The organism is Halomonas sp. M1 (assembly GCF_029581375.1).
GTDB lineage: Bacteria > Pseudomonadota > Gammaproteobacteria > Pseudomonadales > Halomonadaceae > Vreelandella.
On the sequence record NZ_CP121119.1, the window covers coordinates 1014519 to 1027111 of the forward strand.

10 protein-coding genes are annotated in these 12593 nt (G+C 55.5%); 6 read left to right on the top strand and 4 right to left on the bottom strand.

What is annotated here, in order from left to right:
- Nucleotides 1-4 precede the first annotated feature (4 nt).
- From P8S54_RS04605 to P8S54_RS04615, 3 genes are read right to left on the bottom strand one after another with little or no spacing between them, the layout of a single operon-like run.
- Nucleotides 5-1048, bottom strand: a complete 1044-nt coding sequence (locus P8S54_RS04605; RefSeq protein WP_281443407.1) for a methyltransferase — start codon at nucleotides 1046-1048, stop codon at nucleotides 5-7.
- Complete coding sequence (locus P8S54_RS04610) at nucleotides 1045-1878, bottom strand: methyltransferase domain-containing protein (protein ID WP_281443408.1); 834 nt, start codon at nucleotides 1876-1878, stop codon at nucleotides 1045-1047. The genes P8S54_RS04605 and P8S54_RS04610 overlap by 4 nt, the downstream gene beginning before the upstream one ends.
- 44 nt (nucleotides 1879-1922) lie before the next feature.
- On the bottom strand, nucleotides 1923-3431 hold the full coding sequence (locus tag P8S54_RS04615; RefSeq protein ID WP_281443409.1) for an amidase family protein: 1509 nt from the start codon (nucleotides 3429-3431) through the stop codon (nucleotides 1923-1925).
- A 186-nt stretch (nucleotides 3432-3617) separates the two neighbouring features.
- Between P8S54_RS04615 and hutC the strand changes: the two genes are divergently transcribed.
- The 6 genes from hutC to P8S54_RS04645 all read left to right on the top strand — a co-directional run bounded on the left by hutC (nucleotide 3618) and on the right by P8S54_RS04645 (nucleotide 11027).
- Nucleotides 3618-4334, top strand: coding sequence for a histidine utilization repressor (gene hutC / locus P8S54_RS04620; protein ID WP_281443410.1), 717 nt, complete (start codon nucleotides 3618-3620; stop codon nucleotides 4332-4334).
- A gap of 343 nt (nucleotides 4335-4677) precedes the next feature.
- The gene (hutI, locus tag P8S54_RS04625; protein WP_281443411.1) at nucleotides 4678-5892 is read left to right on the top strand and encodes an imidazolonepropionase; all 1215 of its coding nucleotides are present in this window, start codon (nucleotides 4678-4680) and stop codon (nucleotides 5890-5892) included.
- Complete coding sequence (hutG, locus tag P8S54_RS04630; protein WP_281443412.1) at nucleotides 5882-6871, top strand: formimidoylglutamase; 990 nt, start codon at nucleotides 5882-5884, stop codon at nucleotides 6869-6871. Before hutI ends, hutG begins: the two co-directional genes overlap by 11 nt.
- Nucleotides 6872-6942: 71 nt before the next feature.
- Nucleotides 6943-8622 (top strand): urocanate hydratase, encoded by a 1680-nt coding sequence (gene hutU / locus P8S54_RS04635; protein ID WP_281443413.1) that lies wholly within the window; start codon nucleotides 6943-6945, stop codon nucleotides 8620-8622.
- Between the two features lie 15 nt (nucleotides 8623-8637).
- The gene (gene hutH / locus P8S54_RS04640; RefSeq protein ID WP_281443414.1) at nucleotides 8638-10173 is read left to right on the top strand and encodes a histidine ammonia-lyase; all 1536 of its coding nucleotides are present in this window, start codon (nucleotides 8638-8640) and stop codon (nucleotides 10171-10173) included.
- Between the two features lie 365 nt (nucleotides 10174-10538).
- Complete coding sequence (locus tag P8S54_RS04645; RefSeq protein ID WP_281443415.1) at nucleotides 10539-11027, top strand: pyridoxamine 5'-phosphate oxidase family protein; 489 nt, start codon at nucleotides 10539-10541, stop codon at nucleotides 11025-11027.
- Nucleotides 11028-11075: 48 nt separating this feature from the next.
- On the opposite strand, the gene P8S54_RS04650 is transcribed toward P8S54_RS04645, so the two are convergent.
- A complete protein-coding gene (locus P8S54_RS04650; protein ID WP_281443416.1) occupies nucleotides 11076-12491 on the bottom strand; it encodes a TolC family protein in 1416 nt (471 codons plus the stop codon).
- Between the last annotated feature and the right edge of the window lie 102 nt (nucleotides 12492-12593).

Below are 12593 nucleotides of genomic sequence, written 5' to 3' on the forward strand. Positions count from 1 at the left end.
GCGTTCAGCGCCGTTTTTTGGACGCCTGAACGCTGGTTTTGCTACTGTCTTCCGGCTTGGCACGGTAAACCCGAAAGCGTCGATTATCCGCCAGCGTTTCGAAGCTGCCAAACGTGCGCTCAAGCAGGCCGGGATAAGGTAAAAACGCATTGGCCACCAACACCAGCTGCCCTTTACCGGTTAAATGATTAGGCGCCTCTTCTATCAACCGCGCACTGGGTCCATAACTAATCTCGCGCTCTTGGTGAAACGGTGGATTACTCACAATCAGGTCAAAACGCTGCCCTTCAAGCGCCGAGTAAACATCACTTTCCAATACCTGGCCGCTAAGGTGGTTAGCCGCTAGCGTTCGGCGGCAGGCTTCTACTGCAAAAGCGCTTACATCCACGGCGGTAACTTCATGGCCACGGGCCGCTAGCCACGCACTCAAAATGCCATCGCCACAGCCCATATCCAGCACCTTTAATGCTTTTGGGGGCAGGGGCTCTAGGGCTGTTTCTACAGCGTGCAGCAGTAGCTGGGTTCCTTCATCCACTTTGCCATGACCAAACACACCAGGATGGCTCATCAGCGTCAGCGACAATGCTTCAAAGCGTTGCCATGCGCTGTCAGGATTTTCAATAGCCACGGTCCGGGTAGCAAACAAAGAGCAACGCCGAGCGTTATCCAGCTTGTCGCAGCGCATCCCCAGCCCGCTCAGTATTTTTGGCACGCGCTTGATACCGCCCTGGTGTTCACCCACCACGTCAACCGGTGTATTTTCAGGCAGCATGCGGCACAGCCACTCAAGCCACCAGATCCCCAACTGGTGGGCTTTTGGCCAAAATAGTACCACCTGCCCAGCCTGCTGAACAAAAGGCACATCGAACGGGCTAACGGCGGCTTTATCGCGGCCTTCCCACAGTCCACGCAGCGACACATTATCGCTCACCATCGCTTTGGAGCGATCGATCAGCCAAGGGTCTTCCGGGGGGGCAATCGGCCAAAGCTGGGCTGCCTGCCCATAATAACGTTCAAGGAGTTGGCAAGCGGGCAGTTGAGCACTCATTGGTCAGCCTCGGGTTTAGTAAAGGTATAAAGTAAATAGCGGCCTAGCCGCCAGTGAGGATCTTGGCGGCAGTACTGCTTTTCTAGCGCCAGCAGCGTTGCCTGCTCGCTCTCTTTGCCAGGGGGCTGGCGTAGGTAGTCTTGAAAGATACGTACCCCTGCAACGCTATCCATGATTAAGCCGTTCTCAGCCCCCCACTGGCATATTTCATCATGGGTAACCGGGGAAATCGGTGTTAAGCGCTGCCGCTTGCCCTTACCTTCCAACTGGTCACTGAGTGCTTTTTGCAGGTTGCCCTTCACCACGTTAGAAAAACGCAGCGCATCGCGGTTAAACACCATTAGGCTTAACTGCCCGCCAGGGGCTAAGAGGCTAGCGAGGGTTTGCATGGCCTGCCGAGGCTCTCCCAACCACTCAAGCACTGCGTGGCAAGTAATCAGCGGCCATGGCCCTGGGGCTTGCTGGGGCAATGCTTGAAGCGGCGCCGACAGGTAATCAAGCTGTTCGGGCAGCATGGCGCCTGCGGCAATACGCTCAGCATGCCAAACGCTTGCATGAGCTAGCATATCCAGGGAAGGCTCTGCCATGGTCACCGCGTGCCCACGCTCGGCAAACCACGCTGAAAGCTGCCCCAAGCCGCCGCCTACATCAAGCACAGGCTGCGCGTTTAGCGTCAGCATATCGGGCAGTAAGTAATCCAGCATAGCCAAGCGCAGCTCGCCCCGGGGTGCTTGATAAAGTGAGCGCGAGAACTTATCGACTAAGCCATCGAAGTAGCGATCTCCTGCCGACGTTAACTCGTAGCTTATAGGTGTATCTGTGGGGTTCATGCAGAGCGCCAAGCGTTGTTTCAAAGCCGCGTAGTTTACCCTGCTTAAACGCCAAACGCTTGCGGGCTAATACGGCACTGCCAATCGTCATGTTGCTCCATGGCGGCCGCTAGCTGAAACAGCTGTTTATCCTCCCCAAGGCGCCCCACCACTTGCACACCAACGGGCAAGCCATTAGCTGCCACATGAAAAGGCACAGACATCGCCGGCTGGCCGGTAAGGTTAGCCAGCTGTGTAAACGGGGTTCGGCGAAGCGCATCCACCGCTAAGCGTTTTAACATGCCCGCTTTTAGTGCCAATGAAGGCACCCCGGGTATGGCTAACAGCGCCATTAACCGTTCACGGGCGGCAGTCGGATATAGCTCACCCATTTTAGGGGCGGTATCTGCGGCCACCGGCATCACCAACGCATCAAAGCGCTGGTGAAAGTGACTCATCTGCTCCGCGGCCACATGCCAGTAACGCTTGGCAAGCTCATAATCTCTTGCTGAAAGTTTGGCTCCCAGCCTACCGACAGCTCGGGTGGAAGGCTCAATAGCTAGCCGATGCACCGGCACTCCCGTTTGCTGGCTCACCCAATGCAGGTCTGCGGCTAGGTGGCCTAAATAGAGCGTTAAATAGCTATCCGCCAGGGCATCACCTTCAACCGGCGGGTCGCACCACTCTACCTCATGCCCCATGGCGACCAACGCATGGGCAGCTTTCTCAACGGCGGCTGTCACCTCCGCACTTACCCGGGTGCCAAGGCCGCGACTCAAAAAAGCGCCTAGCGACACAGCGATACGCAGCGGCTTGCTGGAAGACGATAACGCAGCCACATAGCCCGTCTCACGGGGAGTGGGGTACGGCCCAGAGGGCGCCATGCCATTAATATGCTCTAACAGCTCCGCGCTATCCCGCACGCTACGCGTCAGCGCATGCTCAACCACCGCTCCTTGCCACACCTCACCGTGGGCAGGCGCGAGTGGCACCCGGCCACGGGAAGGTTTAAAACCAAACAGGCCACAGTAACTGGCGGGAATGCGAATAGAGCCACCGCCATCCCCCGCTAGCGCAATGGGCACCATGCCACTGGCAACCGCCGCGGCGGCACCACCGCTTGAGCCGCCGGGGGAGTACCCCTCCCGCCACGGGTTTTGTGGATGTGGAAACGCCTTTGGTTCGGTAATGCCCATTAGCCCAAGCTCTGGGGTTGCGGTCTGCCCCATCACCACCAAACCGGCCTCTCGCACGCGCTTAATCAGTAGCGAATCCTCTTTAGGGCGCCAGCTGGATAGTGAAGCACTACCAAAGGCGAGCGGCTCCCCTTCAAGGGCCATCAATAGGTCTTTGCTTAACGTGGGCACACCCGCAAAGGGGGACTTCTCAGCAGCGTTCAAGCGCTCCTGGTTGGCCCGTTCAAAACGCGTTCTTACCACCCCATGCAGCGTAGGATTTAGCGTTGTAATCGCATTTACCGCGGCATCAAACACCTCTTTTGAGCTAACCTTACCACCACGAATCAGCTCAGCGAGGCCGATGGCATCGTACTGTTGATACTCATGAACGTGCATTGTATTCGCTCGTTGTTAGTAAGACATTCATTCAAGACTAGCAAGGATACCTAGCGGTTGTTAGACGCCAGTATTACTATCCCCTCGGTGAGATAACGCCCCCCGTAAGTGTCGAGTTGATGCCCTTAGCTTTCGCACAAGGTACACTGGCTACGGTTAGACAATAGATTCATTTGAAGGCACTTCATGACCAGCGCGCCCCCACTTTATCTGCAAATACAGCAGCACCTGTTAGAGAAAATCCAGAGCGGTGCCTGGCCTGCACACCACCAAATCCCCCCCGAAGAGCAGCTTGCCCGAGATTTTGGGGTAAGCCGAATGACCGCTAACAAAGCGATCCGTGATCTCGTCCAAAAAGGCTACCTAACGCGCCAACCTGGGCTGGGTACCTTTGTGACAGATCGCAAAGCAGAGTCGTCTTTGGTCGAGGTGTACAACATTGCCGATGAAGTACGCTCCCGAGGGCATCATTACAGCAGCCACGTGTTGCTTTGCGAAGCCATTAAAGCAGATGACGAAATCGCTTTGCGCCTGGGTGTGCGCCTTGGCAGTCGCGTGTTTCAAACACTGCTCGTACACTTGGAAAACGACACGCCCATTCAACTTGAAAACCGCTATGTTAACCCCCGCTGGGTACCCAATTATCTGAAAAGTGATTTTTCGGTACATACACCCAACGAAATACTGGTAGCGGCCTGCCCAATCACTGACGTAGAGCACATCGTTGAGGCCGTGCTCGTCGATCAGCAAACCGCCGAGTGGCTGGCTATTGATACCGCTACCCCCTGTCTAAGCATGATCCGGCGCACATGGTCAGGTGAGCAGCTCATCAGCTATGCACGCTTACTGCACCCAGGCAACCGCTACAAGCTGCGCTCCTCGGTACATCGCCAATCTTCATAGATCCACGCTCTAGCCTCCCACTCTAAAGTCCCACTCATCGTATTGAAGTACTGCACCACACTAAATGTATATACATGAAACGTTAGCTGATGCTTTTTCCTCGTGGAAAGAGTAGACATTAGTCTAAACACTTAAGTGTAAATACTTACCCAACATCTTTAAAAAATAAATTAAAAAATTGATTGTATTGAAAAATACCAAGAATTCACCACCTCTCGACTGACCACTCTCTATTTTCTTGTTGTTGGCTACCTTGACGAATCCACTTCAATTGACCTTAATTGTATATACATTATGTTGTTCGAAATAAGTTTTGAAATAAGATTTTTGAGAGGAGCTCCCTATGTCGAATGCAACGGATCGTCGTCTCTGGCGCGATATCAGCGTCTTCGATGGCGTGCGGAAACTGCCCGACCGCATGGCCGTTATTACCGAGGGAGTGCACATTATCTCCTTGTCACCCATGGCTGAGTTCAACGAGGGACTCGCTAATAACTGCACAGAAATGGGCAGCGGCGGCGTAATGACGCCAGGCTTGGTGGATTGCCATACTCATCTTGTATTTGGTGGTTCTCGGGCTGAAGAGTTTGAAGCGCGACTTGAAGGGGCTAGCTATGAGGAGATCGCCAAACGCGGCGGCGGTATTCTTAGCACTGTTCGCGCCACCCGCGAAGCTAGCGAAGAGGAGCTGCTAAGGCTTGCTAAACCGCGTCTTGAAGCCCTGATTACCGACGGCGTTACCACCGTAGAGATTAAGTCTGGCTACGGGCTAACCGTCAAAGATGAACTCAAGATGCTACGCGTCGCGCGGCGGCTTGGCGAGATATTGCCTGTACGGGTGGTCACCACACTATTGGGTGCTCATGCCCTCCCCCCTGAATTCAAAGACGATAGCGACAGCTATATCGATCTGGTCTGCCAGGAGATGATACCCGCCGCCGTAGCCGAAGGCCTGGCAGATGCGGTTGATGTATTCTGCGAGAAGATCGCCTTCTCGGTGGAACAGTGCGAGCGGGTATTCGAAGCCGCCAAGGCCCATGGCCTACCCATTAAGGCCCACGCCGAGCAGCTCTCTAACCTAGGTGGAACGGCCATGGCTGCTCGCCACGGTGCGTTATCTGCTGATCACATTGAGTACCTGGATGACACGGGTATCGCCGCCATGCAGGAAGCTGGCAGCGTGGCGGTCATACTGCCCGGCGCCTTTCACACCTTACGCGAAACGCAACAACCACCTATCGCCGCGCTACGCAATGCAGGTGTGCCGATGGCGGTGGCAACAGATGCCAACCCCGGCAGCTCCCCGCTGTTTATGCCCACACTAATGCTCAACCTGGCCTGTACGCTGTTCCGTATGACACCCCAAGAAGCATTGGCGGGTATGACGGCTCATGGGGCAACCGCCCTAGGGCTGCCAGGTAAGGGGCTTATCCACGAAGGTGCAGAAGCTGACCTCTGCGTATGGGATATCGACGCACCCGCTGAGCTTGCTTACGCCGTACAGCCTGGGCGCCTTCGTCAGCGGCTCTTCCAGGGAGTGCTTACCCATGGCAATTAACCATGCTTCTAACAAAACGCCTCCCCGTACATCCGTTGAAACAACGCTCGACATGTCGCTCTGGACGGGACGAACAGACCCAGAACCCAACAGTGAGCGTTGGCATCAAAAGATCCAGCCCCTCAGCCAGAAGGCAGCGCCGGGCTGTGCGTTATTAGGTTTTGAAAGCGATGCAGGTGTTGCCAGAAATCAGGGGCGCATCGGTGCCGCGCAAGGCCCTACGGCACTGCGTAAAGCCCTGGCACCGCTGGCTTGGCACCGCACTGACCCGGCCTACGATGCGGGGAATGTGCGCTGCGAAGGTGATGCGTTAGAAACCGCCCAACAGACCCTCGCCGATCATGTATCGGCGCTGCTTAAGGCTAAGCACTTCCCCATTGTGCTGGGTGGCGGTCATGAAGTGGCCTACGGTAGCTGGCTGGGGCTTGCCCAGCATCTCGCTGATAACGGCGAAAAAGCCCCACGTATTGGCATTATCAATTTTGATGCCCATTTCGATCTGCGCGACCCCTCTCACGTGCGCTCTTCGGGCACCCCCTTTACGCAAATTGCTGATGAATGCGCCCAACGCGGCTGGCCATTTCGCTACGCCTGCTTAGGCGTAAGCCGCGCTGCCAACACACGCGCCCTGTTTAACCGTGCCGAACAACTCGATGTCATGGTGCGTGAAGACCGTGCCTTTCAACCGGCACACCTTGAGCGCATTCAACGCGACCTAGAGCGCTTCATAGTGCGCTGTGACCACCTCTATCTAACCATCGACCTGGATGTGCTACCCGCCGGGGAAGCCCCTGGGGTCAGCGCCCCTGCCGCCAGGGGCGTCTCACTCGCGTTGATTGAACCGCTCATCGAGGCCATCCGCGACAGCGGCAAGCTCCGCTTAGCCGATCTCGCCGAGCTAAACCCAGATCACGATACCGACAACCGTACTGCTCGCGCGGCGGCTCGGCTCGTTTTTGAATTAGCGCTCGATACTTAGCGCCCGGATTCGTTCATTCATCTATTACTAGCCCTTTAATAACAAACCGATGACTCAAGAGGAGTTTTGCCATGCCCACTAACGATAAACGTCACGACGCTTCCCGCAAAATTGCCGCCCCTACCGGTAACCAACTCAGCTGCAAAAGCTGGCTGACCGAAGCGCCAATGCGCATGTTGATGAACAACCTTCACCCTGACGTGGCCGAGCGCCCAGAGGATCTGGTGGTATATGGCGGTATTGGCCGCGCAGCGCGTGACTGGGAGTGCTACGACAAAATCGTTGAGACGCTGAAGCGCCTGGAAGATACGCAAACCCTGCTGGTGCAGTCCGGCAAGCCGGTGGGTGTATTTGAAACCCATAAAGACGCCCCCCGGGTGCTGATTGCCAACTCCAACCTGGTGCCCGCCTGGGCCAACTGGGAGCACTTTAACGAGTTGGATAAAAAAGGCCTGATGATGTACGGCCAGATGACCGCTGGGTCTTGGATCTACATCGGCTCCCAGGGCATTGTTCAAGGCACCTACGAAACCTTTGTTGAAGCGGGCCGCCAACACTTTGATGGTAACCTGACAGGCCGCTGGATTCTCACGGCGGGCCTTGGCGGCATGGGCGGCGCTCAACCTCTCGCCGCCACCCTCGCCGGTGCCTGCTCGCTGAATATCGAGTGCCAACAAACCAGCATCGATTTCCGCCTGCGCACACGCTACCTGGATGAGCAAGCCCACAACCTGGACGATGCACTGGCGCGCATAGAGCGCTACACCGCCGAAGGCAAAGCAATTTCGATTGGCCTATGCGCGAATGCGGCAGATGTATTGCCTGAGCTGGTCAAGCTTGGCGTGAAGCCCGATATGGTAACGGACCAAACCAGCGCCCATGACCCGCTGCATGGCTACCTGCCAGCAGGCTGGACCTGGGAAGAGTACGTCACTCGTGGCAAGTCTGAGCCACAAGCCACCGTCAAAGCGGCCAAGCATTCGATGGCCGTGCATGTTCAAGCCATGCTCGACTTCCAGAAAATGGGCGTGCCCACGTTTGATTACGGCAACAATATTCGTCAGATGGCGCAAGAAGAAGGGGTTGAGAATGCTTTCGACTTCCCAGGCTTTGTACCGGCCTATATCCGCCCCTTATTCTGCCAGGGAATTGGCCCCTTCCGCTGGGTCGCGCTATCAGGCGATCCGGAAGATATTTACAAAACCGACCAGAAAGTCAAAGAGCTGATCCCCAACGACCCGCACCTGCACAACTGGCTGGATATGGCCCGGGAGCGCATCAGCTTCCAGGGCCTTCCGGCACGTATCTGCTGGGTTGGCTTGAAAGATCGCGCGCGGCTTGGTCAAGCCTTCAATGAGATGGTCAAAAACGGTGAGCTTAAAGCACCGGTGGTTATCGGACGCGACCACCTGGATTCCGGTTCCGTGGCCAGCCCCAACCGCGAGACCGAGTCAATGATGGATGGCTCTGACGCCGTCTCCGACTGGCCGCTGTTGAATGCCCTACTTAACACCGCCGGTGGTGCAACGTGGGTGTCGCTACACCACGGAGGGGGTGTCGGTATGGGCTACTCCCAGCACTCCGGCGTAGTCATCGTTGCCGATGGCTCCGATGATGCCCACGCACGTCTTGGCCGCGTGCTGCGTAACGACCCAGGTACCGGCGTTATGCGCCACGCAGACGCAGGCTACGACATTGCTAAAGCGTCTGCCCGTGAAAACGGCCTCGATTTGCCGATGCTGAACCAGTAAAAGGAGTATTTGATCATGACCCATCTCGACATTCAGCCCGGTAAAATGACGCTGGCGCAGGCACGCCAGGTCTTTCAGTCCCCTGTCACTGTTAACCTACCAAGCAGCGCCAACGATGCGATTCAAAAGAGCGTCGATTGCGTTAACCGTGTAGTCGACGAGAACCGCACCGTTTATGGCATCAACACTGGGTTTGGGCTGCTTGCTCAAACCCGTATTGCCGATGAAGACCTAGAAGCGCTGCAGCGCTCGCTAGTGCTCTCCCACGCTACCGGCGTTGGCGCTGCGATGGATGACAGCCTCGTTCGGCTGATCATGGTGCTTAAGGTTAACAGTCTGGCGCGGGGCTTTTCCGGCATTCGTCGCGAAGTTCTCGATGCGCTGATCGCACTAATCAACGCCGAGGTATACCCGCATATTCCGCTTAAGGGTTCGGTGGGCGCCTCTGGTGACTTAGCGCCGCTAGCCCATATGAGTGTGGTACTGATTGGTGAAGGCAAAGCACGCCACAAAGGCGAATGGCTCTCCGCTGAGGAAGCGCTCAAAGTCGCCGGTCTTAGCCCCATTGCGCTGGCTCCTAAAGAGGGCCTGGCACTGCTCAACGGCACCCAGGTTTCCACCGCGTACGCGCTACGCGGCCTGTTCGATGCCGAAGACTTGTATGCCGCCGCCACGGTCTGCGGCTCACTGACGGTGGAAGCCACGTTAGGCTCGCGCTCGCCGTTCGATGCGCGTATTCATGAAGTGCGTGGCCAACGCGGCCAAATCGACGCAGCGGCGGCTTATCGGCATCTGCTCGGCGAAACCAGCGACATCGGCAACTCCCATGCCAACTGCGATAGAGTGCAGGATCCTTACTCCCTGCGCTGTCAGCCGCAGGTAATGGGGGCAGCACTGACCCAAATTCGCCATGTGGCTGACGTACTGGCAGTAGAAGTCAACGCGGTGTCTGATAACCCCTTAGTGTTTGAAGATACAGACGACATCATCTCCGGTGGCAACTTCCACGCCGAGCCAGTCGCCATGGCCGCGGATAACTTAGCCTTGGCCATTGCCGAGATCGGTGCGCTGGCGGAACGCCGTATCTCCTTAATGATGGACAAGCACATGTCCCAACTGCCGCCCTTCCTGGTCGAAAAAGGCGGCGTCAACTCTGGGTTTATGATCGCCCAGGTGACGGCGGCCGCCCTTGCCAGTGAAAACAAAGCGCTAGCGCATCCGCATAGCGTGGATAGCCTGCCTACCTCGGCCAATCAGGAAGACCACGTTTCTATGGCCCCGGCGGCTGGCAAGCGGTTATGGGAAATGGCCGACAACGTGCGTGGCATTCTCGCGATCGAATGGCTCAGTGCCTGCCAAGGGCTCGATATGCGCCACGGTTTAAACACCACCGAGCCACTGGAGCAAGCCAAACAGTTGCTGCGTAAGCATGTTACCCATTACGAACAGGACCGCTTCTTTGCCCCAGACATTGAAGCAGCCAGCGACCTTTTAGCCGCCAGAACACTAAGCCACCTGCTTCGGCCTGGCACCCTGCCAAGCCAGCACTAAGCGGCTGGTCTAACTGATAGCCAGAACGACCATATCTGGGGCAGTGTGGTACCGACCTACTGGTACCACAATATCCCGCTGATTGGCTTTCGGTTGGTAGCTGCCGCGAGTGCACATGCCGCGTTTGGTAAAAAAAGCAGTTTTTAAACACAACATTATTCTGAAAAACCTAACAGCGCGCCAACGAGCTAAGGGAAAACTCAAATCGATTTGCTGATATCGACAATGATAGCTACGCTGTTTTCAGGGTTTGTACAAAAAGCAATCGTGAAAAATAGCTTTGGTATAAATTCTAGCCGAGCAGAGTGTAATAGCACCCCTATTTGGCAGTTACTTATCTTCAAATTCATAAGGAGTGTGACGCTATGTCCAGCCCGGAACATAAGCAGAAGATCTGGAAAATGATCAAAGATATCAAGGTGGGCATGTTGGTGACGTTGGATAATGATGTGCCCCGGGCACGCCCGATGCACCTGGTCCAGAATGAATATGACGGTACGCTATGGTTCTTTACACGCCGAAGCGCTGAAAAAGTGTTTGAAGCGAAGAGGGATCACGACGTGTGCCTTAGTTTTTCTGACCAAGAAGATGGCGTCTATGTGTCGCTATCAGGAACAGCTAACCTGACTGACAATCAAGAGCTGATCGACAAATATTGGAATTCCTTTGTTGGGGCTTGGTTTCCAGAAGGTAAAGACGATCCTGACGTTGCCTTGATGGAAGTAAAAGTGCAAATGGGCGAGCACTGGAAGGCAAAAGAGAGCAAAGCCTACCAACTCTACGAAATCGCAAAGGCGAACCTTAAAAAGGACACCACTCCTAACTTAGGTGAAAACGAGAAGTTCGGCGGGTGACCGTTCCCACCTAGAATACCAAGCGCCCTATTCAACGGGCGCTTTTAGCTAATAGGTAGCAGCATTACGGTGATTCAGGCGGCCTGTGGCAAAGGCAAGCGCCGTTGTAGCTGCAAACGTATCGGAAAAAGCGCGTGTCTGGATCAGGCGTGCATCGTTCAATGCGATCTTAGCCAGGCTGACTTCTGCAAGCGTTGCCAAGCCATTTTCGTAAAGGCCTAGCGCTGTATCGTAAGTTTCTCGTCCTGCTTCTACTAACGGGCCAGATGCAGTGTAGGCAGCCAAGCTACTATGCAACAGGTTGTATGCCTCAACTATCTGGTGCGCAGCAGCACTACGAATTTCCCGAAGATCTTCTTCTGCGGCCTCTGCTTGTATTCTCGCCTGTGCCTGCTGGGTTTGACGCCGCCCTCCATCGAAAAGCGGCATGGTGAACACCACACCCGCAATAATTTCGTCTAATGGACGATTCATGGAACCTAAACTACCAAAACGGCTATCGCTCAACTCCACGTGCCCATGTAATTGCCCAACATTGGCCACCGCCGCCACTTTCGGCCGGGAATCTGCCGCGATGAGCTCAACTCCTGAACGTGATGCACGCACGCGCGCCAACGCCGCCTGAATATCAGGGCGTAGGGTCAACGACGTTTCTATTAGCTCCTCAAGCGGCCTGGGCACTTCTCGTGGCAATGTTCTACCCGACAGATCGGCCACCTCAAACGAGGTTAGAGGCGGCAGCCCCATCGCATGGACAAGAGTAGCATTAGCACGCTCTACCCGATTGTTGGCCAGGGTAAGATCAAACTGAGCTCGCGCCTCTATTTGCTGCGCCTGAGCAACTTCCGCTCTAATAGCCACGCCTTCTTGAAGCCGACCTTGTGCGACTTCGCGCAGCGTTTGGGCATCCTCTAGGCGCTCCTGGTCGATTGTCACCTCAGCCTTAGCCGCCATCAGTTGAAAGTAAGCTTCACTAACGTCGAAGATAACCTTTTGATGCGCTCCATGAAAAATAACATTACTAGCGATAGCCGTCTGTTCAGCCACTTCGCGAGCAGCATCACGGGCACCAAAATCAAACAGCAGCCATTCTACAGCAAGGTTAGGAAACAGCTGATAGCCTGTCGCGGTAAGGCGACCAGGCCCAATACCCAGGTCAGGAATACCCGACTCCGGCCGAGACACTCTTTCATACCCTGCCAGCACATTGGCTGATAACTGAGGGAGCCGTGTAGAATCCACCACGTCTATCGCCAGCTCAGCCTCACGGGCACGCAGCCATGCAGCGCGGGTGGCGGGGCTATTACGCTGTGCAATATCAATCAGCTCTGGGAGGGTGTAGCGATGTTCAGAATCAATATCAACATCGAGAGAGGACTGGGTAGAAAACTGAAAAGGAGCCAAGGGGCTTTCGGTAGTTTGTAAGGTAGCGGGCAAAGCAGCACTATTAGCACCGACATGCATTGGCATCTCGTCTATAGACGCCAATGTATTTGAGTATCCTCCCTGCTGCACACAGCCCGTTATTGCCCCACATGCTGCGACGAGCATTAATCGCTGAAGCGC

Bases quoted from the DNA above. Each gene is read 5' to 3' on its own strand.
- P8S54_RS04605 (WP_281443407.1), bottom strand. From the start codon at position 1,048: ATGAGTGCTCAACTGCCCGCTTGCCAACTCCTTGAACGTTATTATGGG.
- P8S54_RS04610 (WP_281443408.1), bottom strand. From the start codon at position 1,878: ATGAACCCCACAGATACACCTATAAGCTACGAGTTAACGTCGGCAGGA.
- P8S54_RS04615 (WP_281443409.1), bottom strand. From the start codon at position 3,431: ATGCACGTTCATGAGTATCAACAGTACGATGCCATCGGCCTCGCTGAG.
- hutC (WP_281443410.1), top strand. From the start codon at position 3,618: ATGACCAGCGCGCCCCCACTTTATCTGCAAATACAGCAGCACCTGTTA.
- hutI (WP_281443411.1), top strand. From the start codon at position 4,678: ATGTCGAATGCAACGGATCGTCGTCTCTGGCGCGATATCAGCGTCTTC.
- hutG (WP_281443412.1), top strand. From the start codon at position 5,882: ATGGCAATTAACCATGCTTCTAACAAAACGCCTCCCCGTACATCCGTT.
- hutU (WP_281443413.1), top strand. From the start codon at position 6,943: ATGCCCACTAACGATAAACGTCACGACGCTTCCCGCAAAATTGCCGCC.
- hutH (WP_281443414.1), top strand. From the start codon at position 8,638: ATGACCCATCTCGACATTCAGCCCGGTAAAATGACGCTGGCGCAGGCA.
- P8S54_RS04645 (WP_281443415.1), top strand. From the start codon at position 10,539: ATGTCCAGCCCGGAACATAAGCAGAAGATCTGGAAAATGATCAAAGAT.
- P8S54_RS04650 (WP_281443416.1), bottom strand. From the start codon at position 12,491: ATGCATGTCGGTGCTAATAGTGCTGCTTTGCCCGCTACCTTACAAACT.